The 24255-nt window shown below is 69.7% G+C and carries 12 protein-coding genes; 5 read left to right on the top strand and 7 right to left on the bottom strand.

Going from position 1 to position 24255, the window contains the following annotated elements; translation table 11 throughout:
- Positions 1-3: 3 nt before the first annotated feature.
- From HUT19_RS24950 to HUT19_RS24930, 5 genes are all read right to left on the bottom strand, one after another.
- Positions 4-7170 (bottom strand): non-ribosomal peptide synthetase, encoded by a 7167-nt coding sequence (locus HUT19_RS24950; RefSeq protein ID WP_176182594.1) that lies wholly within the window; start codon positions 7168-7170, stop codon positions 4-6.
- 329 nt (positions 7171-7499) lie between these two features.
- Positions 7500-10298, bottom strand: coding sequence for an AAA family ATPase (locus HUT19_RS24945; RefSeq protein ID WP_176182593.1), 2799 nt, complete (start codon positions 10296-10298; stop codon positions 7500-7502).
- Positions 10299-10887: 589 nt separating this feature from the next.
- Positions 10888-11973 carry a cytochrome P450 gene (locus tag HUT19_RS24940; RefSeq protein ID WP_254885768.1) on the bottom strand — a complete coding sequence of 362 codons (1086 nt, stop codon included), beginning with the start codon at positions 11971-11973 and terminating at the stop codon, positions 10888-10890.
- A gap of 512 nt (positions 11974-12485) precedes the next feature.
- Entirely contained in the window at positions 12486-13586 is a 1101-nt protein-coding gene (locus tag HUT19_RS24935; RefSeq protein ID WP_176182592.1) for a sugar phosphate nucleotidyltransferase, read from the bottom strand.
- Positions 13587-13655: 69 nt separating this feature from the next.
- Positions 13656-14981: an N-acetylmuramoyl-L-alanine amidase gene (locus HUT19_RS24930; RefSeq protein ID WP_176182591.1), complete on the bottom strand. Its 1326-nt coding sequence runs from the start codon at positions 14979-14981 to the stop codon at positions 13656-13658.
- A gap of 127 nt (positions 14982-15108) precedes the next feature.
- Here HUT19_RS24930 and HUT19_RS24925 point away from each other — a divergent pair, with 127 nt between their 5' ends.
- The 4 genes from HUT19_RS24925 (at position 15109) to HUT19_RS24910 (ending at position 20808) form a co-directional block, all read left to right on the top strand.
- Positions 15109-15858 carry a TIGR03089 family protein gene (locus tag HUT19_RS24925; RefSeq protein WP_176182590.1) on the top strand — a complete coding sequence of 250 codons (750 nt, stop codon included), beginning with the start codon at positions 15109-15111 and terminating at the stop codon, positions 15856-15858.
- 218 nt (positions 15859-16076) lie between these two features.
- Complete coding sequence (locus tag HUT19_RS24920; RefSeq protein WP_176182589.1) at positions 16077-17195, top strand: LCP family protein; 1119 nt, start codon at positions 16077-16079, stop codon at positions 17193-17195.
- 229 nt (positions 17196-17424) lie between these two features.
- Positions 17425-19110 carry an LCP family protein gene (locus tag HUT19_RS24915; protein WP_176182588.1) on the top strand — a complete coding sequence of 562 codons (1686 nt, stop codon included), beginning with the start codon at positions 17425-17427 and terminating at the stop codon, positions 19108-19110.
- Positions 19111-19182: 72 nt separating this feature from the next.
- Positions 19183-20808, top strand: a complete 1626-nt coding sequence (locus HUT19_RS24910) for an LCP family protein (protein WP_176182587.1) — start codon at positions 19183-19185, stop codon at positions 20806-20808.
- 206 nt (positions 20809-21014) lie between these two features.
- Here HUT19_RS24910 and HUT19_RS24905 read toward each other — a convergent pair whose 3' ends face one another.
- Entirely contained in the window at positions 21015-22034 is a 1020-nt protein-coding gene (locus HUT19_RS24905; RefSeq protein WP_176182586.1) for a glycosyltransferase family 2 protein, read from the bottom strand.
- Positions 22035-22237: 203 nt separating this feature from the next.
- Here HUT19_RS24905 and HUT19_RS24900 point away from each other — a divergent pair, with 203 nt between their 5' ends.
- Positions 22238-23674 (top strand): LCP family protein, encoded by a 1437-nt coding sequence (locus tag HUT19_RS24900; RefSeq protein WP_176182585.1) that lies wholly within the window; start codon positions 22238-22240, stop codon positions 23672-23674.
- Here HUT19_RS24900 and HUT19_RS24895 read toward each other — a convergent pair.
- Positions 23646-24215 carry a hypothetical protein gene (locus HUT19_RS24895; protein ID WP_176182584.1) on the bottom strand — a complete coding sequence of 190 codons (570 nt, stop codon included), beginning with the start codon at positions 24213-24215 and terminating at the stop codon, positions 23646-23648. The two genes, HUT19_RS24900 and HUT19_RS24895, sit on opposite strands and share 29 nt — an antisense overlap.
- Positions 24216-24255: the final 40 nt, after the last annotated feature.

The raw sequence follows: 24255 nt of genomic DNA, 5'->3' as shown, positions 1-24255 counted from the left end.
GGGTCATGTGGTCAGCTCGGCGATGCGCTGGGCGACGGCTGCTATGTGCGGCTCCGCCATGATCTGGAGGTGGTCGCCCGGTACGCCGACGGTCTCGATGCGTCCGGTCGTCCAGGCGCGCCAGCCGTTCGCCGGGTCCAGGTGCGAGCTGCCGACCGCACGGTGTGCCGACTCCAGCACCTCCGGCAGCGGCGCTGTCGCGCGCAGCAGGGTGAGGTCCTGGTCGATCGCCTCCGGGTGGTAGTCCAGCAGCGCTTGCCAGTTCGCCTCGAACACGCGGAACAGGCGGCGCACACAGGTGCTCGGAGAGCCGGGCGGGAGGACGCCCGCGTCCACCGCTCGCTGGAGGATCAGATCGAAGGCCGCGTCCTCGTCCAGCCCCTGGGGAAGGGCCTCGGCCGGGGCGTCCGCGCCACGATTCAGCCAGAGCAGCTCCCACATGAACCAGGTCAGCAGGGAGTCCGGTGCGGTATCCCGGCCCGCCCCCGCCGTCGGGGTGATGGCATCGAGCAGGACGAGGTGGTCCACCTCCGCTCCGGACTGCCTCAGCTGCCGTGCCATCTCGAAGGCCACGATGCCGCCGAAGGACCAGCCACCGACGCTGTAGGGACCGTGTGGCTGAACCCGCCGGATGGCTTGCACATAGCTTCGCGCGAGTTCGGGAACGCTGCGCAGCGGCTGGGTTCCCAGCTCGCTCCCGGCTGCCTGCAACGCGTAGAACGGCCTGTCGCGGGGGAGGTGTTTGGCCAGCTGTACGTAGCACAGCACGTTGCCGCCGATGGGATGGACGAAGAACAGCGGCGGGCGCGAGCCGGTGGCACGGATCGGCACCATGGGGTCGAAGACGGTCTCGGCGCTCTCCGCGCGCAGGCACCGCGCGAGCTTGGCGACCGTGGGCGCCTTGACGAAGGTCGCGAGCGGCATGCTCACCGAAAAGCGCTTTTCGATCATCACCACGAGCCGCATCGCGCTGAGCGAGGTGCCGCCGAGATCGAAGAAGTCGTCGTGCACGGCGGGTGTGGGGATCTCCAGCAGCTCGGAGACCATGTCGGCCAGGTCCCGCTCGTAGTCGTCGCGCGGCGGCGTACCGTGGACCCGGGCGGGCCTCGGGGCCAGCGGTATCTCGCGCAGCGCCGCGTCGTCCCGCTTGCCGCTCGGTGTCAGCGGGAGGCTCGGAAGCCAGAGGTAGTGCGACGGCACCAGATGCTCCGGCAAGGACGAGCGCAGGCCCGACCTGACCTCCTCCAGATCGGTCGACGACGCGTCACCGACCAGGAACGCGGCCAGGACCGCCTCGCCGTTCTCGCGTTGCCGGGGCACCACGGCGACCTGGCGGATACCCGGATGCCGCCCGCCCAGGAGGGCCAGTTCCACCTCGCCGGGCTCCACTCGGAATCCACGGATCTTCACCTGCGTGTCCGCGCGGTCCAGGCACACGATGTCCCCGCTGGGAAGCGCCCGGCCCAGGTCGCCCGTGCGGTACAGGCGCGCCTTGAGCGGACGGCGCGGATGGGGGACGAAGCGTTCCCGGGTCAGTGCGGGCAGGCCCTCATAGCCGTGCGCCAGACAGGCGCCGCCGAGGTAGATCTCCCCCTTCGCGCCGTCGGGCACCGGACGCATCCGGGAGTCCAGCACCTGGATCTCCACACCGTCGATCGGGGTGCCGATGGGGGGCAGCGTCGGGAATCCGCTGGGATCCCCGCTCATCGAGTAGCTCGTCACCACATGCGTCTCGGTGGGCCCGTACTGGTTCTCCAGGAGCACACCGGGCAGCGCGTGGCACAGCCGGCGGATGTCCTCGGTCACCCGGAGCTGCTCCCCGGAGGAGATCAGGACCCGGAGTCGGCGCGGATGAATCCCCAGCGATCCCGCGGTTTCGGCGAGCTGCTGCAGTGCGACATAGGGGAGGAAGACCCGCTCGACGTCCTCCCTGTCGAGCATGCGCAGCAGTGAGGGCATATCGCGTCGCTCCGCTTCGGATATCAGACGCAACGTTCCGCCGCCGCACAGAGTGGAGAAGATCTCCTGGAAGGAAACGTCGAAGCTGAGCGGGGCGAACTGCAGCGTCGTCCCACCGACGGCTCCGCTTGGCACGCGGTTCTGCCAGGCCACGAGGTTGGCCAGCGCGCGGTGCGGCATGGCCACGCCCTTGGGCCGGCCCGTGGAGCCGGAGGTGAACAGCAGATAGGCGGTGCTCTCCGGAGAGATGGCCGGCAGCGGTGGTGCGTCGCCGGGGGCATCGTGGTCCGCGAGGGCCGCTTCGGCCGACAGCAGGAGTGAGGTGTCCGCCACGAGGTGGGCGTGGGGCGGGTGCGCGATGACACGGAAGGGCCGGGCCTGTTCGAGCATCGCGGCCAGCCGCTCGCGCGGGTAGCTGATGTCGAGCGGTACGCAGACCGCGCCCGCCTTGGCGATGCCCACGACCGCGGCGATCATCTCCGGCGAGCGGTCCATGGCGATGCCGACACGGGCACCGGGCCGTGCGCCGAGGCCCAGCAGCCGCCGGGCGACCCGGTCGGCCGCCCGGTCGAGCTGTTCGTACGTCCACGGCCGGCCGGAGGAGGCGACCGCGGCCGCCCGCGGCCTGAGCAGCGCCTGGCGCTCGATCAGGCGTACCACGTCGCCCGGGTCGTCGGCGAGAAAGGCGAAGTCGATCGGGTCCAGCGGACGCTGGACCATCCTGTGCAGGATCTCGGCATAGCGGCGCCCGAACAGATCGGCCTGCGAGGCGCCGAACACGCGGCTGTCGCAGTCGATCCGCAGCTCCACGCTCCCGTTGCGGGGATCGGTGACCGCGTTGACCAGGAGCGGGAAGTTGGTCCTCTCCCACACCTGGAAGCCGGACAGTCCCACATCCGCTGTATTGGTCAATGGCGCGAACACATGGAAGTTGACGTAGTTGAACGCGGTCTCCACCAGGGGGGTGCCCCCGCGATCCTCCTGCATGGCGCCGAGCGGGTAATGCCGGTGCGGGTGGCTGTCCTGTTCCTCCTGGAACACCGCGCGGACGGCGTCGAGCCAGGTCGCCGAAGCGGTCCCGGGCCGTATCGGAAGTGTGTTGAGGAACAGGCCCGCGACCTGTTCCGTCTCGGCCTGCTCGGGGCGGCCGTGGGTGACCAGGCCCGTGGTGATGTCGTCCGTGCCCAGCATCAGCCGGAGGGTCAGCCAGTGCGCCGCGAAGAGCACGGACTTCAGCGGAAGCCGGTGGGTGTAGACGAACTGGTGAACCGCCTCGGTCAGCCGCTGGGGCAGGGCCACCGTGCGGACGATGAACGCGTCCTCGGCCGGAGGCTCATGTGGCCGGAAGGACTCGATCGGGGCGGGCGCGGCATCGCGGAGCTTGTCCCGCCAGTAGGTTCGCGTGGCCTCACTGGACAGGGCGCGCCGCTCCTCGCGTACGTAGTGCGCGAAGGACGGCAGCACGGTGGCCGGTACCGGTGCGCTGTCCGCACCCAGGTGGTGGAGATAGCTCTGGAGCAGTTCCGCTATGAGGTTTGCCACGCTCCATCCGTCCAACAGCGCGTGGTGGAAGCTGAAGACCAGATCGACCGTGGAAGCGCGCACATGCGCGCGGAAGAAATGGAGCGGCGGTTGGCCGAACGCGTAACGGTGGTGGCTCCGCTCGGCCACGTGCGCACGCACCTCGGCCTCGGCCTCCTGGGCGGACACCGAGCGCAGATCGACGATGTCGAGGTAGTCCGTGGCCTGTGGGTGAACGATCTGGAGGGGCTGTGAGAAGCCCGCCAGGTCGAACGACGAGCGCAGCACCGGATGACGGGCGACAAGGTCCGCCGCGGCACGGCGGAACGCCGACTCCTGCCAGCGCAGCGTGAGCGTGTAGCGGAAGACGTCGCGATAGACGGCCGACTCCTCGTGCTCATGGCTGTGGTACAGCATGCCCAGCTGGAGGCGCGTGAGCGGGTAGGCGTCCTCGGCCGTGGCCAGACCCATCCGGTCCACGCCCGACACCAGCGCGAAGGGCTCAAGGGCGGGCGGGTCGCCGGCCGGCGGGCCGGCGGAGACACAGGTGCCCAGCTCCGCGATGGTGGGGTGGCTGACCAGGTCCGTGAGCGAGAAGTGCAGCCCGCGGTCCGCGGCCCGCGCGCGGATCGTGAGCATCAGGATCGAGTCGCCGCCCAGCGCGAAGTAGTTGTCGTGGATGCCGACCGGTGTCACCTCCAGCACGTCGCTCCAGATCGCCGCGAGCGTCGCTTCGGTCCGGGTGCGGGGTGCGGTCTTCGCGGGGGTGCCGGATCCGCGGGACCCAAAGGACGGTGCGGGCAGGGCCTTCCGATCGGTTTTTCCGTTCGGTGTCAGCGGAATGTGGTCGATGCGCAGGAAGTGCGCGGGGATCATGAACTCCGGCAGGGTGGCGCCGAGGTGTGCGCGCAGACGCGCGGGATCGATGGGGTCGTCGGCGACGTAGTACCCGACCAGGTGCACTCCGCGAGCGGCCGAGGTGCGGTCGATCACGACGGCGCCGCGCACACCGGGGAACGCGGACAGGCAGTTCTGCACCTCTCCCGGCTCGACGCGGTTGCCCCGGATCTTCACCTGCTGGTCGATGCGCCCGAGGTATTCGAGGGTGCCGTCGGCGAGCCACCGGGCGAGATCGCCCGTGCGGTACATGCGCTCGCCCATACAGAACGGATCGTCCACGAACTTCTCGCGGGTCAGCTGGGGACGGTCGAGGTATCCGCGGGCGAGGCCGGCACCCGTCACGCACAGCTCACCCGGAAGGCCGACGGGCTGGAGCTCCCCGTGCGGGCCGAGCACATAGAGCCGGTGGTTGTCGATGGGCCGGCCGATCGGGACGCGCTGGACGGGCCGCGCCGGATCGGCGGGGCACTCGAAGTACGTCACATCGACGGTGGCCTCGGTCGGGCCGTAGAGGTTGACCAGCCGGGGCGCTGAGGCGCCGCGCGAGGAGAAGAGGCGGTTGAACCGGTCGACGAGACCGGGTGGCAGTGCCTCACCGCTGCAGAAGACCAGCCGCAGGGAGGCGGCGTGACCGAGCGCGTCGGGTGAGCTCTCCAGCAGGTCCAGGAACGGGCCGAACATCGAGGGCACGAAGTGCAGGACGCTCACGCCCTGTTCGGCCACCGTACGCAGGATCTCCCGGGGCTCCTTTTCGCCGCCCGCCGGCAGGAGCGCCACGCGCGCGCCCGCGATGGCCCACCAAAAGAGCTCCCACACCGAGACATCGAACGAACTGGGTGTCTTGTGGAGCACCACATCCGTGTCGCCCAGAGGGTAGCGCTTGTCCATCCACACCAAGCGATTGATCACTGAATGGTGTTCGACCATCACACCCTTGGGCTGTCCGGTCGAGCCGGAGGTGTAGATGACATAGGCAAGGTGGCGCGCGGTGGCCTCCTCGCCGCTGTGCTCCGGCGGTGCGGCCGACTGGTGCTGTACGGCCTCGGAGTCCACGCGGAGCACGTGGGTGGCGGCGTCACAGGACGGCTGCTGTGCTCCGCTGCCGGTCAGGACGGCCTTGGCGCCGCTGTCCTGGAGCAGGAACCGGATGCGGTCCGCCGGGTAGGAGGGGGCGATGGGCACATACGCGCCGCCGGCCTTGAGCACCCCGAAGAGCGCGATGAGCATCTCTGGGCTGCGCTCGATCAGGACGGCCACGCGGTCATCTGGCCCTACCCCCAGATCACGCAGCGCCCGGGCGACCTGGTTGGCACGCGCGTCGAGCGCGGCGTAGGTGAGCGGCTGGTCCGTTCCGTCCGCCATGACGGCGACCCGGCCGGGCGTCCTCGCAACCTGCTGGGCGAACAAGCCGTGCAGCGTCTGGTCCTCGGGGTAGTCCGACGCTGTCGCGTTCCGGCCTCGGACCATCTCCTCGTACTCGTCGGGGGTAAGAACCGGAAGGTCGGCCACCGGCTCATGGGTACGATCGATGCCCGCCTTCAACAGGGCCTGGAGATGACGGGCCGCCGACTCGATCGGAAAGTCCTCGTCGAACACGTCGAGGGCGTAGTCGAGATCGACCCGGACATCACCGAAGTCGTCGTACTCGCGGATGTAGACGGTCAGTGCGTCCTGGTCATGGCCGTGCGGAAGCGCGACCTTCTCGACGAGGACTCCGGGAACACTCTCCTCGTTCGGCAGGCGCAGATAGGAAACGGTCACATCGAACAGGCGACGCGGGCCGTCCGTGCGCGACGGCAGCGCACGGAGCACGTCACCGAGCGACAGACGCTCATGGCGCTTTGCCGCGATGGTCGCCTTCTCGAGTTGGCGTGTGATGTCGTGCAGTGACCTCTTGCCGTGCGCCGTCGCACGCAGTGGAAGCATATTGACGAAGTGTCCGACCGTCCGCTTCTCCGTAAGCCCCCGCCGGTTGAGGAAAGGGGCGCCGAGCACGACATCGTCGGCGCGGTGAACGCGGGACAGATAGGCCGCTAACGCAGCCGTAACGAACGCAAACACGGAGTACTCGCGCTCGCGGATCCTCCGGATGAGCTTTCGGTCGAGCATGAAGGTGTGGCGGGCACTCCGCCGTCCCTCATCCGTGGCACCACGTACCGCCTTCGCGGGGAAGAGCGGTGGGGAGATGTTCCCGAATTCCTGGCGGTAGAACTCCCGGTCCTGCTCCCAGCGGGACGAGCCGTGATAGCGGCCCTCTTGCTCCGCACACGCGAGGTACGAAGGCGCGTTGATCTCCAGGGGGGCGCCCGCCCGAATGACGTGTGCGTAGTCGGAGAGCACCTGCCGCAGAAACTGGTCCGCCCCCCACCCGTCCACGATGATGTGATGCATCGTCCCGTAGAGGTATGTGACGGAATCACTTTCCCGAAGCATGGCGATATCAAACAACCGACCGCCCGTGAGGGGGAAGGGCCGGCGTGCGGAACGCTGCATCCAAGACAGGCAGGCCGCTCGAGGGTCGGCTGACTCCCGGAAATCGAGAACCTCGATGACAGGTGGCTCGAGTTCTGCCCACTGGCATGGGGTACCGTCCCGCTCGGCGAAACGCAGATGGAGGGCGTCGTTGCGCTGGACGGCTCGGGAGCAGCAATCCTTCAGAACATTGAGATCGACATCCCCGGAGAGCTGGACCGAGGCGCCGATGTTGAATTTGGGACTGTTCGGCATTTGAGCACTCGCGGTCCAGATATCCCGCTGGCAGGCGGTCAGTGAAGTCGGCGAGCTGGTCATGTACATCCTTCCAGGTGGCACGGCTGCAAGAGGGGGATTACCGGACCCGGCGGTCCATTCGACAGCCGCGGTGTTTCTGCCATCAACTAATCGCTCCGTGGCTTCCGTTGGGCTTGCGAGAAAAGAAAATCACGCCCGGAATGGCAGGTGCAAATCTCAAAGGAAAATGTGTGGTCGGTACGAGACTTCTGTTCGGTGCCCGTAACGACCAGGCCCGAAGGGACTGCGACCATTCGGTGACAGCGGTCACACCGCCATGCGCCATGAGCCGACCGATCAGGAGGCTGTGCGCGCCGAAGCCTGTCGCGAGAAGCCGCGGCAAGCGTGCGTCACCTGGGTTTCAGCACCTCGGCCAGTGCGCTGCGTCCGTTGACACCGAGCTTGCGGTAGACACTCGTCAGATGGCGCTCCACCGCCCGGGCGGTGACATGCAATTCCGCCGCGATCTCCCGGTTGCGCGCGCCGGCGGCGGCCAGCCGGGCCACCCGGAGCTCCCCGGGGGTGAGGGAGGACAACCTGTCACTTCCCGAACGGCGCGGACGGGCCCCGGTCTTGGACAGCTCGGTCGAGGCCTGCTCGACCAGCTTGGACGCACCGCACAGGCGCGCCAGGTCCACCGCGCGGCGCAGGTTCATCCGCGCATGGCGCAACTGACCCGCCCGGGACTCGGCCACGCCGTAGTCGATCAGCGTCCGGGTCAGCTCCAGCCTCGCGCCGGCCTGCTCCTGGTGCGTGACCGCGGCCGCCAGCAGACGACGACCCTCGTCACCGCCCCTGGCGATACCCTCGGTCCACAGCGCACGTCCGATCACCCGCGGTGTGCCCCACCGCTCAGCGAGGCGCATCTCCTCCTCGGCCAGGCGGCGGGCACGCTCCCGCTCCCCCAGCCGGGTGTGCAGGATCACCGCGTCGGGCCGCCATGACAGCAGTCCCGGATTCTCCGACCCGTAGCTGTGCAGTCGGCGCCCGCAGTCCAGGAACTGAGCGAGCGCACCGTCGACATCATCGGTCGCCGCGCGCAGCCGGCCGCGGACCAGGCTGAGCATCGCGCTCTCCCAGCCGTCACCGTGGGATCCGTTCATCCGGCATCCGAGGGCGTGTGCCTCCTCCAGCCGGCCGTCGTCGAGCAGCAGCGTGACCATATGGGCGACCGCGCTGCCCCGAAAGCAGCTGGGTGGTAACGCGAAGAGTTCGTCCACCACGCTCTCGCCCAAGCCCAACGCCTCGCGCAGTTCCCCACGACGGCGATGCACCATCGAACGGCCGAGCCCGGCCGCCGCCTGTAAAATGCGGGCCCCCGAACGTTTCGAGCCGGTCCAGATCTCGCCGAGGGCCCGTTCCGCCTCATCCAGTCCGTCGGTGCAGATCAGGCTGAACGCCACAAAGAGCGAAAGCTCGGCAGAGCCTTCGTGCGTCTGCAGGCCGGAGCGGAACGCCTCGGTGGCCGCCTCGCGCGTCTGCGCCGCCGAGCCACCGGTGAGCATGGTCTCCAGTGCCTGGACGCCCAGTCGCCACGCCGCATCGCTGCGTGTCCTGGCCGCCGCGGCACGGTCGGCGGTGGGCCGCTCCGCCGTCGTCGGTTCCCGGCCCCATGGCCCGATCACCCTGGCCAGCGTCCGCTGGACGTTCAGATGCAGCTCGATCTCGTGGCGCGCCTGGACGGCGATGTCCTCATCGCTGGACCCCAAAGCCGCCGCGGCGTTGACGAGCACACTGATGGCAGCGTCCGGCCGTCCGCTCAGCCGATGGGCGGTGGACAGCCGGATCGCCGCCTGTGCGCGCCGGCCGAGCCCGTCGGCTGTGGCCATGACCTCGCTGAGGTGCCGGCAAGCGGCGGCCGGATTGCGGTAGAGCAGGGCGGAACCGAGTTCCATGAGCAACTGCTCACGGATTGGGCCGGACAGCGGCTGGCGCAGCGCACGACGAAGGTAGGCGGCGGCGTCCTCGGGGGCACGGCGCCGGAGAGCGTCGTGGGCCGCTGCGTGCAACGCGTGCGTCACCCATTCCTGAGCAATCGGTTCGGCGGTCTGCAGCAGGTACTGGGCCACTTGCTCGTTGCCGGCGCCGGCATCGTGGCTGATCCGGGCAGCCCGGGCCAGGAGCACGGTCCGCTCCTCCGCGGTGATGTCGCTCCCCAGCGCCTCGCGCAGACGGGGGTCGGCGAAGACGACGCCCGGCCCGCCGCGCCGCAGCACACCCATGTCTCGCAGGACCTGGACCGCCAGCACGGCGGTGCGCTCGTCCAGACCGGCCACGACGGCGGTCAGTTGCAGGTCGGCTCCCTCCGCGAGGACCGCCGCGATCCGTGCCAGCGTGGCGACCTCGGTCGCCTCCCGCTGTACTCGGGCGTGGATGGTGCGTACGCGAAGCCTGCGCACCAGATCGGTGATGTCGTCGGCCGAACGGGACCGCACGCCCGGCCGCGGGCCGCGTAACGCAGTCAGGACTTCCTGCAGCAGCTGTGGATTGCCCCCGGTGGCCGACCAGCAGGCCTGGGTCACAGCGGGCTGGGGGGTGTGTCCCAGACCCTGTTGCAGGAACTGGCCGACACCCTCCGCGGTCAAGGCAGGCAGCCCCACCCGCCGACAGCGAGGATGATCGACGATCTCGGGGACGACCCGCCGCCCGAGCGTCGGCGTGGCAGGGGTGGTCATGGGAGAGGTGGCGGCGAGCAGGACGGGCAGCCCGCTCAGCCGCCGGACGAGATAGCCCAGCCACTGGGCGGACTGCGCGTCGCACCAGTGGAGATCATCCACGGTGAGCAGCACCGCCTGCTCCGTGCACAGCGCTCGGACCGCCTGGTGCAGGGCGTCGAAGATCTCGAACAGCGCCGAACCGGACGGCTGTGAACGAGGCGCCGGGACATGGACGGCACCGGGTGTCCCGTCGAAGAGCTGACGCACCGCACCGAAGGGCAGGTCGGACTCGGCGGCGGAGCACCACCCCTCCACGATCTTCATTCCCCGGCCGCGCTCCCGCGCGGCCCACGTGGCCAAAAGGGCCGTCTTGCCCGAACCAACGGCCCCCTCGATGAGGACGACCCCGCTCACGCCCCCTCGGGCGCGGGACGCCATGAACTCAAGTTCTGCCAGCTGATCGACACGCTCGACCAGTTTCACCGAGGACATCTTCTTCCTTCCCAGGGGACCCACAGCCACAATTCCCCCATAGAGAAGACGATGACGATGGAACTTTGTTCACTGCTCGGGCGGGATTATCCACTTGCGCGTCTTCTGCCCCGCGCCGAGTTGTCTTTTGTGTGGCCGGTGTCCAGTCTCCGGCGCCGGAGGAAATGTGGAACGATCTTCGGTCGCCGACCGCCTAGGGCTGAACTTCACCAGGCGATTTCTCGGCGAGCGCGATGGCTCGGGGGATGGCGTCGCGGCGGAGGGCGAACCGCTCGGTGACATAGCGGAGTACGCCCGGTGCCATCGCCTGCTGTGGGGATCTTCGGGACCACGAGCATGTCCGCACGGCGTTCGACGCCCCAGCTGGGCGGCTTTCCTCCGCGCCGCCTCCGCTCAAGGTCGGGGAGAGCGAGTCCGGCCCCCTTGCCGCGCAGCGCCGCAGCGAGCGTCGAGCCCAGCCCGCCGAGCCCGTGATCAAAACGACGCGTCCATGCACCGCAGTGCCGGACATGACAGTTCCTTCGCTGACTTGACGATGAACGGCGCGACACGACGAAGGGCCTGGCGGCGCCCTTCGGACGGACACCGGCTAGACGGACACCGACAGCACGTCCAGGCCCCGGAGGTTCATCCGGCCGTTCTGCCGCGCCTCCTCCAGGGCGAGGCCCGGGAAGCGCCTCACGACAGCGGAGATCGCCACCCGTCCCTCCAGCCGGGCCAGCGCAGCCCCGAGGCAGTGGTGCATCCCCACGCTGAAGCCCACGTGCTGCTGGGCGTTGGCTCGGTCCAGACGCAGTTCGTGGGCATCGGCCCCCCAGAAGGACTCGTCCCGGTTGGCGGAGGCCAGGCTCAAGATCACCATGGCCCCTCGCGGGATCACCTTGTCGCCCACGCACACGGGCTCAAGGGTGATGCGCTTGGCCATATGACTCGGACCGTCGTACCGGAGAAACTCCTCGACCGCGTTGGCGATGAGGTCCGGCCGCTTCCGCAGCACGGCCAGCTGGCCGGGATGGTTCAGCAGCGCGAGGAGTCCGTTGGAGATGAGGCCCACCGTCGTCTCATGGCCGGCCATGTAGAGCAGCATCACCTGCGCGGCCAGCTCCGCGTCGCTGAGGACGTCGCCGTCCTCCTCCGCGGCGATGAGTGCGGTGAGCAGGTCCTCGCCGGGCCGGTTCCGCTTCCAGGCGATCGCTTCGTGCGCCATGGCGAGCAGTTCGTCTTCGGCTGCGGCGACCTCGGCCAGGAGCTGGGGATCGACGGTGAGCTCTACCGCCCGCATCATGACGCTGGTGAGCTCTCGCAGCCGGATCTGGTCGATCGGCGGCATGCCCAGTAATTCGGAAATGACCAAAGACGGCAGGGGGAAGGCCAGCTCGGCGACGAGATCGGCTCGCCCCGCCTCGGCGACCCGGTCCAGTGCCTCCCCCACACGTGCCGCCACCCGGGGTTCCAGCGCGCTGACCGAGCGCGCGGTGAACGCCTTGGAGACCAGGCGGCGGAGCCGTGTGTGGTGGGGCGGGTCCTGGTCCAGCATGGACAGGCCGTTCATGCGCGGGGCCTTGTCCCCGTATACCGACTGGATGATGTCGGCCATCGGGCCCGGTGCCAGGTGCCGGTCATCCACGGAGAGCTTGGACCGCAGCAGCCCGCATACATCCTGATACCTGGACACGACCCAGAAGCCGATCGGATGCTCGTGGACGGGGTCCTTGGCACGAAGCTCCGCATATTGAGGGTAGGGGTCCTCACTGAAGCCATCAGCAAACGGATTGAAAACGTATTCAGAAGCCGCGCTCACCTTGCCAGATGCCATTTCCATGGATACCTCTATTCCCTCGGTGTGGGGCTCGAATGGTGCGGCCGGCCCCGATATGGGGGGTGTCTATTTCACGCTCCGACCGGTACCGTATTGTTGTCGAGATCGAGGAAACACGTTCGAAAACTGAAAATCAAATCGAGGGGGAAAGTGTGTGGTTCGGAAAACCACAGTGTTCGGTACCGCGAATCAGGCACGCCGGTACGCCGAACAACCACGCGCGTCCGCACAGGCACAAGAGGTACGGTGACCGGCCCCGCCGGCCAGTCATCGGCACAACAAACGAGCCCCCGCCCCCCGCTACCGCACACACGCGCGCGGGCGCGCACGCGCAACTGCGCGCACACGCCCGCGGAACCTAGCGGAACCTACTGGTCGGAAGAGAACCGGACCGCCCCCGGCGGGATGTCCACACCGCACCAGACCCGTACGCCGTCGCGCAGTTCGTTGTCCGCGCCCACCAGCGCGCCGTCGCCGACCACGGCGCCCTGCAACACCGTGCGCGCCCCGATCCGGGCGCCCGCGCCGACGAGGGAGTCGCGCACCTGCGCGCCCTCCTCGACGATCGCGCCCTCCAGCACCGCGCTGCCCTCGATCCGCGCCCCCGCGCCCACCCGGGCCCGGGGGCCGATCACCGTGCCGCCGGACAGCTTGGCGTCGACCGCCACCGACGCGCTCTCCAGGACCAGCCGGTCGCCGCAGCGTCCCGGCACGGCCGGGGAGGGGGCGCGGCCGAGGACCAGGTCGGCCGAACCGCGGACGAACGCCTGCGGGGTGCCGAGGTCGAGCCAGTACGTGGAGTCGACCATGCCCTGGAGGTGGGCCCCCGCTTCGAGCAGTCCGGGGAAGGTCTCGCGTTCGACGGAGACCGGGCGGTCGGCGGGGATGGCATCGATGACCGAGCGGTTGAAGACGTACGCGCCCGCGTTGATCTGGTCGGTGACGATCTCCTCGGGGGTCTGCGGCTTCTCGAGGAAGGCGGTGACCCGGCCGTCGGCGTCGGTCGGCACCAGTCCGTACGCACGCGGGTCGGTGACCCGGGTGAGGTGGAGGGAGACATCGGCGCCCGCGGTGCGGTGGGTGTCGATGAGGGCGCGGATGTCGAGGCCGGTGAGGATGTCGCCGTTGAAGATGAGCACGGGGTCGTCGGGGCCGGAGTGCAGCCGGGAGGCCACGTTGCGGATGGCCCCGCCGGTGCCGAGCGGCTCCTCCTCGGTGACGTACTCCAGGTGCAGCCCGAGTGAGGACCCGTCACCGAAGTACGGCTCGAAGACCTCGGCGAGGTAGGAGGTGGCGAGCACGATGTGCTCGACCCCGGCGGCACGGGCGCGGGCGAGTTGATGGGTGAGGAACGGCACGCCCGCCGCTGGGACCATCGGTTTGGGGGTGTGCACCGTCATGGGTCGCAACCGGGTCCCCTTGCCGCCGACCAGGAGGATCGCTTCTGGCGTTGATGGCGCTGTGGTCACGTATCGTCTCTGCTTCCTACTGGGGCTCCGGGCCGGGCAAGTGTAGGCAGATCCACGGACCGCGCCTGGTCAGCGCCCCTGGAGCCGGGCCGCTGCCCGGCGCACCGAGCCGAGCTCGTCGTAGAGCCGCTGCCCGGGGCAGTCGGTGGCGAAGCCGTCGCGGTGGCCCGAGATCACGTTGAGCCTCACACTGGTGCCCTCTGTGTACTTGTTCCCGCCACCGGACACCAGGTGGACCACGGCCTTCGGGTTCCTGTTGAAGAGGCCCAGTTTCCACGCGGTGAGCTCGGCGATCGCGTTCACCGCCTTCTTGGACGGCTTCCTGGCGTCGAAGGTTCCGAGAACACCGACGCCCATGCTCTTGGTGTTGAATCCGCGGGTGTGCGCGCCCATGACGGCCCTGGCCACCCCGCCGGAGCGGCCCTCGTAGATGTTTCCGCACTTGTCGACGGTGAAGTTGTAGCCGTAGTCGCGCCATCCCATGCTCTTGACGTGGTAGCGGTAGATACCGCGCAAAAGGGAGGGGACTTGTGAGCACCGGTAGGCGTTGCCCGTCACGGTGTGGTGGATGAAGGCGACCTTGACGGTCTTGCTGTAGACGTGGCCCTTCTCACGGATCGTCTCGTCGGCGCCCCAGGCGGCACGGGTGATGATGCGGGGCTTGGGGGCGGTGTGCGACGTGGCGGTGGCCGTGGGGAGTTGGCGCGTGGGGACCGCGGGCTGCCGGGGTTTCGCGGGCCTCACGGGTTTCAGGGGTTGGGCGGGCTTGGCGAGTTTCGGCTTGACGGACGGGGTGGGGGCGACGGCCGGTCCGCGGGTCGGACGCACGGGGAGGGCCCGGGGGGTGGTGACCGCGGGGGTGCTGGGGGCGGCGCTCGCCGCCTCGCCCGGGTCCACCAGTTGCAGCCGCGTCCCCACCGGCAGCGCCGCAGCGGCCGCTCGCATCGTCGCGGGCCGGACACGTGCCTGCACCCCGTCGGCGTCGCCGACCCACAGCGGTGCCGTGCCGCCGTGCGCGCGGGCGCCGGTGCGGTCGGGCGAGACGGGGTCGGGAGCCTCGTCCCCGTACGGTTCGAGGTCCCGCCAGGGGGACCACAGACCGGTGGCGGTCGCGCGCGTACGGACCTGCACCCGGGCACCGAGTTCCGCGTCGGCGTCGTCCCAGACCACGCCGACCAGCGAGAACGGCCGTACACCCTGGGCGACCACGCCGGGGGCGCCGCCGGGGGCGACCGCGCTCCGCGCGAGTCCGACGCCCGGCGGGCGCAGGGGCAGCGACTGGGTACCGCCCGGCAGGACGCCGCGGGGGTGGGCGGAGGCGGTGTGGAGGGTGAGCGGGAGGGCGAGGGCGACGGTACCTACGACGCCGATCGAGGATGCAAGAAGTGCGCGCATGTGGAAAATCGTGGACATAGCATGACAAAGCTGTCCATTCGGGAGCTCGCCCGGCGCCCGCCCGGTCCGGTGGCCGAACCTTCGCGACCCCGCCCGGGGCCAGGGGCGGCCGCGTACGCTTGCGCGGGTGAATGCCACCGATCGCACCCCTGCCGACCTGCTGCGATCCGCGCTCGCCGCGGATCCGGCCCGCCCGCTTGTGACCTTCTACGACGACGCGACGGGTGAACGCGTCGAACTCTCCGTGGCCACTTTCGCCAATTGGGTGGCGAAGACGGCCAATCTGCTCCAGGACGATCTGTCCGCCGCGCCCGGCGACCGGCTGGCGCTGCTGCTGCCCGCCCACTGGCAGACCGCGGTGTGGCTGCTGGCCTGCTCGTCGGTGGGTGTGGTCGCGGAGGTCGGGGGCGACCCGGGCGCGGCCGATGTGGTCGTCAGCGGCCCGGACACCCTGGAGGAGGCGCGGGCGTGTTCCGGGGAGCGGATGGCGCTGGCGCTGCGCCCGATGGGCGGGCGGTTCCCGCAGCCGCCGCCGGGGTTCGCGGACTACGCGGTGGAGGTGCCGAGCCAGGGCGACCGCTTCACACCGTACGCCCCGGTGGACCCGGACGCGCCCGCGCTGGCCGTCGGCGGGCTGGAGCTGACCGGGGCCGAGCTGGTGGCGCGGGCGCGGGCGGACGCGGACGCGCGGGGGCTGGGGCCCGGCTCCCGGGTGCTGTCCGGGCTGGCGTACGACGGCTGGGAGGGGCTGTCGTACGGACTGTTCGCCCCGTTGGCCTCAGGCGGCTCGGTGGTGCTCTGCCGCCATCTGGACCAGCTCGACGAGCGGGCGCTGGCCGAGCGGCGGGAGAGCGAGCGCGTCACCGAGAGCTTCTAGCTGCGGTCCGGGCGGTCCTCCGCGGCCGCCCGGACCCCCTCTGACCCGTCCGGCGGACTGCGGGCCGAGCCCACGAGCCCCGCCGCCCACCCCGCGCGATGATCGACGGATACGTACAACCATGTGCGGGGTTCGCATGTCTGTCCCAATAATTCGGGACCCCAGCACGCGACGGCAGTCCGCCCGCCGGGGTGGACCACGGGTGGGAGGACGCGGACGTGACGACAGACAGCCCGGACACGGCGCCCAGCGGCGGGCGTCGCTGGCTGCGTGTGCTCGCCCTGGGCGTGGCCGTCCTGGTGCTGTCGATCGCCGGTACGGGCTGGTGGTTCTACGAACGTCTCAACGGCAATATCCGCACCGACACCCGCACCGCGGACGAGCTGCGGAAGTACGAGGCGGAGCGGCCGGTGTCCATGGTGCGGGACGCGCAGAACATCCTGCTGATCGGCTCGGACAACCGCGGCGGGAAGGGCAACGGCAAGTACGGCCGGGACACCGGCACCCAGCGCTCGGACACCACGATCCTGCTGCATCTTCAGGCGAACGGCAGGGGCGCGACGGCCGTGTCGATCCCGCGCGATCTGATGGTGGACACCCCCGGCTGCGACCGGGCGAACGGAAAGCGGATGGCGCCCCGGTTCGTCCAGTTCAACTGGGCGTTCGAATACGGCGGGGCCGCCTGCACGATCCGCACGGTGGAGAAGCTGACCGGTATCCGCGTGGACCACCACATGATCGTGGACTTCGCCGGCTTCAAGAAGCTGGTGAACGCGGTCGGGGGCGTCGAGGTCTGTCTGAAGGAGTCCGTCGACGACCCGGACGCGCATCTGCGGCTGCCCGCGGGTCGTCGCGTCCTCCACGGCGAGCAGGCACTCGGTTACGTACGGGCCCGGTACAGCATCGGTAGCGGAAGCGATACCGAGCGTATCGAGCGCCAGCAGGAGTTCCTCGGCTCGCTTGTGAAGAAAGTGCAGAGCAATGGTGTGCTGCTGAACCCGCGAAAGCTGTATCCCGTACTGAGTGCGGCGACCTCCTCGCTGACCACGGATCCGGGTCTTGATTCGCTCAAGGACCTGTACGACCTGGTCCGGGGCGTCCGGAACATCCCCCGGGAGAAAATCCGTTTCCTTACGATTCCGCGACAGCCCTATACGTACAACAAGAACCGTGATGAGCTCGTCCAGCCCGACGCCGACCGCTTGTTCCGGCAGTTGCGGCTCGACCAGCCGGTCTCGGTGACCCGTTCCGTCACGTCCACGGCGGGGGACGACCCGAAGGCCGTGGACCGCGACCCCTACCGGGGAACGACGGCGGCGCGTGACATCTGCGACTAACCGCACGAAGTGTGGGGGCACGGACTCGTGAAGGACGGCGAAAGGATTGGGCAGAATGCCCAGTTGTAGGGAAGTGGAATTTGTCACCGGCGTCGCTTGGCGCTGAACTGGGCGGATAGTGTGAGCGATCCGGTGCGCTCTACGAGGTGGCCGCGCACTGCAAGGAAGACGGATGGGAGCGCCTTGAGGGGGAGGCGCCGCGTGGCACCAACGGAGGACACAAGCGACCGTGGACGCGCAAGGCCATGGTGCGGGCGATTTCGACCCCGCCGATCAGTGGGTGTTCGACCCGAACACCGGGAGCTACGAGCTGCGGCTGAACCACGCCGGGACACCGGCTGACGCCGCCGAGCCTCCGCAGGCCCCCAGATCCGCGAGCCGTCGTCGCGCACCCGAGTCCGAGCCGCGGGGGCGTCGTCGGGCGGGAGGCAAGCGGGAGCCGGAGGGCCCGTCGGGCCCGGTGAGCCGGCGCAAGCCGAAGCCGAAGAAGTCCAAGGGGAAGAAGATCCTCTACTGGACCAGCGGCACACTGGCGTTTCTGCTGGTCGGCGGGGCGGCGGCGGCGTACTTCGTCTATCAGCACCTGAACAACAACATCAAGAAGGTCGATGTCGGCGAGAACAACGCCGCGGTCTCCGACGGCCCGATGAACATCCTGCTCATCGGCACCGACCGGCGGGACGGCAAGGGGAACGAGGGCTACGGCGACGCGGGCAGCGTCGGCCACGCCGACACCACGCTGCTGTTCCATGTCTCCAAGGACCGGTCGAACGCGACGGTGCTGAGCTTCCCCCGCGACATGATCACCGACATCCCGGACTGCAAGACGAAGCAGGACAACGGCACGTTCAAGAAGATCCCGGGCGAGAAGGAAGTCCGCTTCAACACCAGCCTGGGGCAGGAGGAGCGGGACGCCGGCTGCACCTGGCAGACGGTGGAGAAGATCACCGGCCTGAACATCAACCACTTCATGATGGCCGACTTCAACGCGGTCAAGGAGCTGTCCTCGGCGGTGGGCGGAGTGGATGTCTGCCTCGGCAAGGACATCAACGACCCCAAGTCGCATCTGAATCTGAAGAAGGGCCGGCACACCGTCGAGGGCGAGGAGGCCCTGGCGTTCGTCCGGACCCGGCACGCCGTCGGTTACGGCGGCGATCTGGACCGGATCAAGTTGCAGCAGCAGTTCCTCAGTTCGCTGATGCGCAAGATGAAGTCGAGCGGCTCGCTCAGCAACCCGGGCAAGACCTGGAAACTGGCCCAGTCGGCCACCAAGGCGCTGACGGTGGACACCGGCATCGGAACGGTCAGCAAGCTGGCCGAGCTGGGGAAGAACCTGAGCAAGGTCGATCTGAAGAACATCACCTTCGCGACGGTCCCGGTGGTCGACAACACCGACGGCGCCACGGTGCTGCTCGACAAGACCAAGGCCGAGCCGCTGTTCTCGATGGTCCGGCAGGACGTCTCGCTGACCGAGGTCAAGAAGAAGGAGAAGGCGGCCAAGGACCGGCAGGCGGCCCGGCTCAAGGGCCCCAAGGCCGAGCCCGCCGACGTCCGGGCCAAGGTGCTCAACGGCAGCGGGAAGTTCGGCGCCGCCCAGGAGACCGTCGACTGGATGCAGAACACCGAGGGGATGCTCCGCACCAGCAACGGCGGCAACGCTCCGTCGGAGTTGAAGAAGACCACCCTGGAGTACGCGCCGAACCAGGCCGACCAGGCCCGGCGGCTGGCCGACAGCATGGGACTGCCCGCCTCCGCGATGAAGGAGGGCACCAAGGACGCCGAGCCGATGGCGGAGATGACGCTGACCCTGGGGGCTGACTTCAAGGGGGCCGGTACACCGATCGCCGCCCCGGCGAAGGCGCCGAAGGACATCCAGCGGGTCGAGGCCGACGACAAGAACATCTGCGCCAAGTGACCGTCGCCGGCCGGCGGAGCAGGCTCGCCCCTCGGACCGGCCCACAACTGAAGCAGGAACCGGGGAGGCCCGATGCGGCAGAGCAACGTGCGGGGGGAGAGAGAGCGGCACGCCGCCGTGCCCGAACCCCGCGAACCGGGTGAGGATGACAGCCAGCCGGAAGGGGAGGGCCCCGCGTCGCGTGGCGCGGGGCACCGACGGGGCGGCCCGCGCCGTCCCAAGCGCAGCCGGGGTGTGCGCATACTGCGCTGGACCGCACTGACGCTCGCCGTACTGGTGCTGGGCGCGGCCGGGGCCGGATATCTCTACTACCAGCACCTCAACGGCAATCTGCGGAAGGAGGAGCTGGACCTCGGCGACAGCAAGATCGGCAAGCCCGAGCCCAACGCCGCGGGCCAGACCCCGCTGAACATCCTCCTCATAGGCTCCGACAGCCGTAACAGCGCGGAGAACGTCAAGCTGGGCGGCGCCAAGCAGGACGCCGACCGCAAGCCGCTGGCCGATGTGCAGATGCTGGTGCACGTCTCGGCCGACCGCAGCAACATGTCGGTGGTCAGCATCCCGCGCGACACCCGGGTCACCATCCCCAAGTGCACGGACCCCAAGAGCAAGAAGGTCTACCCGAAGACCGAGGCGGCCATCAACCAGTCGCTCCAGCACGGCGGTCCGGGCTGTACGGTCGCCGCCTGGAAGGAGCTGACCGGGGTCTACATCGATCACTTCATGATGATCGACTTCTCCGGGGTGGTGTCCATGGCGGACGCCGTCGGCGGGGTCCCGGTGTGCGTCCGGAAGAACGTCTACTCCCATGACAGCAAGGGCCATGGCTCGGGTCTGCGGCTGACCAGGGGCACCCACAGCGTCAAGGGCGTCCAGGCCCTCCAGTGGCTGCGCACCCGCTACGGATTCGAGGACAACACCGACATCGGCCGGGCCAAGGCCCAGCACATGTACATGTCCTCGATGATCCGGCAATTGAAGCAGGGCACCAAGCTCACCGACCCGGGCAAGCTGATGGACCTGGCGGAGGCCGCGACTGACGCGCTGACCGTCGACCACGGTCTCGGCACCGTCAAGAAGCTCTACGACCTGGGCAATGACCTCAAGCAGGTGCCGACCAAGCGGACCACCATGGTCACCATGCCCTGGGAGTACGGCGGCGGCGGTGAGTATGTGAAGCCCAAGCCGGACGAGGCGGAGCAGACCTTCTCCCTGCTGCGCAACGACATCGCGATGGACGGCAGGGACAAGAAGAAGCCCGATCACACCCCGGCGCCCACCGCCCCCAAGGGCGAGCTCCCGGTGGTGGTGCAGAACGGTACGTCCAGCACGGTCCTGGGGCCGGTCTCCGGCCGGGCCCGTGTCATCACCTCCGAGCTGATGCGGCTGGGCTACGCCAAGGCCACCGCGAACACCGTCCTCACCTCGCAGGCCGACACCACCGTGCTGTACCCCGGCGAGGCCCGGCAGGGTGACGCGCTGGCCGTGGCCAAGGCGCTGAAGCTGCCGAAGTCCGCGGTGAAGTCGTCGAAGTCGGTACGGGAGGTGACGCTCGTGGTCGGCAACGACTGGCGCGAGGGCACCGTGTATCCGAAGCCGGCGACGCAGGACGACGGCAAGACGCCCGAGAGCGCCGACGCCCTCAACGGCGAGGACAAGAAGGCGTGCATGAAGGTGAACCCGCAGTACACGTTCTGATGCCGCGCGAACAGAAGCGAACAGAAGCGGACAGAAAAGGAAGGGGCTGGACCCAGTCGCTGGGTCCGGCCCCCTCGTTTGCGGTTCGGTCGCGCCCCGAAGGGGCACGGGGCTGTGTCGATGCGCGGCTCCGCCGCGTGGGCGCGACCAGCGCGACGCGGCCGCGGACGAACGACGGCACCCCGCGGCACTTCCCGCGGAGCCGCTCAGCCCTGAGCCATGACCGCCGGGCGGCGGCTGGCGATGACCTTCTTGGCGAGCGACCGCGGGCTGGTCAGAAAGCCCCAGCCCCACGACATGTGCATGGTGGCCAGCGCGACCGGGATCCGCAGCCGGGCCGCGAGCGGCAGCCCCTTGCCCGCGGGGACCGAGCCCGCTGCGATGGCCGCCAGATAGCCGCCGGGGATCACCAGACCCCACGGGGTGACGGCCGCGCCCACGACCAGGCCCGCCGCGATGGCGACAACGGCGATCGGCGGGGCGAGATAGCGCAGATTGATCGAGCCCTGGTGGAAGCGGGCCACGACATGGCGCCAGCGGCCGTAGTCCTTGTACTGCTTGGCCAGCGCCCGCACGCTGGGCCGCGGCCGGTAGGAGACCTTCAGCTCGGGCGAGAACCAGATCAGCCCGCCCGCCTCACGGATCCGGAAGTTCAGCTCCCAGTCCTGGGCGCGGATGAACTCCTCGTTGTAGCCGCCCTGTTGCTCCAGCGCCTCGCGGCGGAAGACGCCCAGATAGACGGTCTCGGCCGGGGCGGCCTCGCCGCCGGTGTGGAACGCGGCGTTGCCGACCCCGATCTTGGAGGTCATGGCCGCGGCGACGGCGTGCTCCCAGTCGTTCTCGCCCTCGGCGTGCATGATGCCGCCGACGTTCTGCGCGCCGGTCTCCTCCAGGAGCCGCACGGCCGTCGCGATGTAGTCCGGGGACAGCATGCCGTGGCCGTCGACCCGGACCACCACCGGATGGCGCGACGCCTTGATCGCGGCGTTGAGCGCGGCGGGGGTACGGCCCGTGGGGTTGGGCACGGTGTGCACCCGGGGGTCCTCGGCGACCAGCTCGGCAGCGATCTGGTCGGTGCGGTCGGTGGACGGGCCGAGGGCGATCACCACCTCCATCTCACCGGCGTACTCCTGCTCCAGGATGTGCCGCACGGAGTTGCGCAGATGGCGTTCCTCATTGAGCACCGGCATGATCACGGAGACGGCCGGGAGCTGATGCGGGGGCATGGCACCTCGGGATACGTGGGGGTCGGCCCCCCAGGAGACTGCGGGTATCGGGCCCACGGTACCGCGTATGGGGGACACCGGAGCGCGCCGCCCGGGTGGCAGCGTGCGGCACCGGCGGCGTGGGGCCGCCGGGGCGCTCATCGTATGGGCCTACGGTGGGGCGATTTCGCCCCCCGCCCGTCCGTCACGGAGGTCTTACGTCAGTGAGAGCACCGGCCCGTCTCCCCCACCCGCCGCGCCCCCGCTCCGGCCGCCGTCCCCGCTGGGGGCTGCGGATCGCCGCCGGGGCCTCCGGTCTGGTGCTGGCCGTCAGCGGTATCGGACATCTGCTGGTCCGGGAGCTGGAATCCGGTATCCACCGGGTCGATGTCTTCGACGACCTGGACAACCGGCCGCAGGGCGGCGGCGGGGGCGTCAACTTCCTGGTGGTCGGCACGGACGGCCGGGACCGGATCACCCCGCAGGAGAAGGCGCTGTACCGGCTGGGCGGCGCGCCCTGCCACTGCACCGACACGATCATGCTGGTGCATCTGTCGGGCGACCGCCACCGCGCCAGCGTGGTCAGTCTGCCCCGGGACTCCTACGCCGAGATCCCCGCGTACACCGACGCCGCCGGCAGACGGCACCCCATGCATCCGCAGAAGCTCAACGCCGCCTACGCCGAGGGCGGCCCCGGTCTGACGGTGCGCACCGTCGAGCAGCTGACCGGTGTCCACGTCGACCACTACCTCGAGGTGGACTTCACCAGCTTCATGAAGACGGTGGACGTGGTGGGCGGAGTGAAGGTCTGTACGGCACGGCCGCTGAAGGACGACCACACCGGTCTTGACCTGCCGGCCGGCAGCCATGTGCTGAACGGCGGCCAGGCGCTGCAATACGTGCGCTCCCGGCATATCGACGGCACCTCCGACCTGGGCCGGATCCAGCGCCAGCAGCGGTTCATGGCGTCGGTGATCCACCAGACCACCGCCGGGGGCATCCTCTTCAACCCGGTGAAGTTCAACAAGGTGGCCTCCACGCTGCTGGGCTCGGTCCGGGCCGACCACGGTTTCGGGGCGGAGGACCTGGTGGAGCTGGGCCGGGCGATGCACGGCTTCACCCCGGCGTCCTCGGAGTTCGCCTCGGTCCCGGTGGATCTGCCCGGCACCCCGGTCAGGGGGGTCGGCTCCACCCTCCGCTGGAACGAGGAGAAGGCCGGCCGGCTGTTCACGGCCATCCGCGAGGACCGGCCGCTGACCGTGCACCGGCCCAGGAAAGCGGGCGGTGTCCCGGTCGATGTGGCTCCCGCCCGGATCAAGGTCCATGTGCTCAACGGCACCACCGAGTCGGGACTCGCCCGGCGCGCGGACCGTGCCCTGCACGCCTCCGGGTTCGCCACCACCGGTTCCCCGGCCGACGCGGCGGTCTCGGACGTCAAGCGCACGGTGATCACCTACGACCCGGTCTGGAACCGTTCGGTGCGCTCACTGGCGGCCGCGCTGCCCGGTGCGGAGCTGCGGCCGGTCGCCAAGCAGGGCGCGGTGATGCAGGTCACGGTGGGCAGGGACTACAAGGGCGTGCGGAAGGTGCGGACCGAGGAGCCGCGTCCGGACAAGAACGGCATCGAGGCGGTCACCGGCGACGAGGTCGCCTGCTCCTAGGCGGCCGGTTGGCCCCCACGACCCGGGCCTGCCGCCCGGACCGGCCGCCGCGGTCGGCGGGCTGGGGCTGGGTCTGGGGCTGGGCCTGGCCGCCGCGGCCCGCGGAGGCCAGCCCGATCAGCGCCGTGGCCAGCCCGATGAGCTGGGTGATCACCCCGATCCAGGTGGTCAGCAGGGCCGGGGCGTTGCCCGTCAGCTGTTCCTGGGCGATGTCCCGCCCGGCCGGGCGGCGCGGTCCGGGCATCCCGGTCGGGCTCTCGCCCGGGGGCGGCGGGCCGGAGGTGACCGGCGAGGTCGGCGGGCTGGTGGGCGGGGACGGGGGTGTGGTGGGCGGGGAGGTGGTCGGCGGGGACGGTGAGGTGGTCCCGGTGTCGGTGACATCGGGCTTGGGGGTGACCGTGCGCACCGGTTTCACCGTCAGTACGGTCAGCCCGCCGGTGGAGAGGAGGGTGCCGGCGATCAGCAGCCCGATGGCTGTCAGCAGCACGGTGGCCTGGATCCTGAGGACGGCGACGGTACCGGGTCGCGGGGGGCGCCACATGGGCCCCACTGTAGGAACGCGGAGCGCCCGGACGATAACC

The organism is Streptomyces sp. NA02950 (genome assembly GCF_013364155.1).
Classification (GTDB): Bacteria; Actinomycetota; Actinomycetes; order Streptomycetales; family Streptomycetaceae; genus Streptomyces.
This window is presented reverse-complemented; position numbering and strand designations above follow the sequence as displayed.

Bases quoted from the DNA above. Each gene is read 5' to 3' on its own strand.
- HUT19_RS24950 (WP_176182594.1), bottom strand. From the start codon at position 7,170: ATGACCAGCTCGCCGACTTCACTGACCGCCTGCCAGCGGGATATCTGG.
- HUT19_RS24945 (WP_176182593.1), bottom strand. From the start codon at position 10,298: ATGTCCTCGGTGAAACTGGTCGAGCGTGTCGATCAGCTGGCAGAACTT.
- HUT19_RS24930 (WP_176182591.1), bottom strand. From the start codon at position 14,981: ATGCGCGCACTTCTTGCATCCTCGATCGGCGTCGTAGGTACCGTCGCC.
- HUT19_RS24910 (WP_176182587.1), top strand. From the start codon at position 19,183: ATGCGGCAGAGCAACGTGCGGGGGGAGAGAGAGCGGCACGCCGCCGTG.
- HUT19_RS24905 (WP_176182586.1), bottom strand. From the start codon at position 22,034: ATGCCCCCGCATCAGCTCCCGGCCGTCTCCGTGATCATGCCGGTGCTC.
- HUT19_RS24895 (WP_176182584.1), bottom strand. From the start codon at position 24,215: ATGTGGCGCCCCCCGCGACCCGGTACCGTCGCCGTCCTCAGGATCCAG.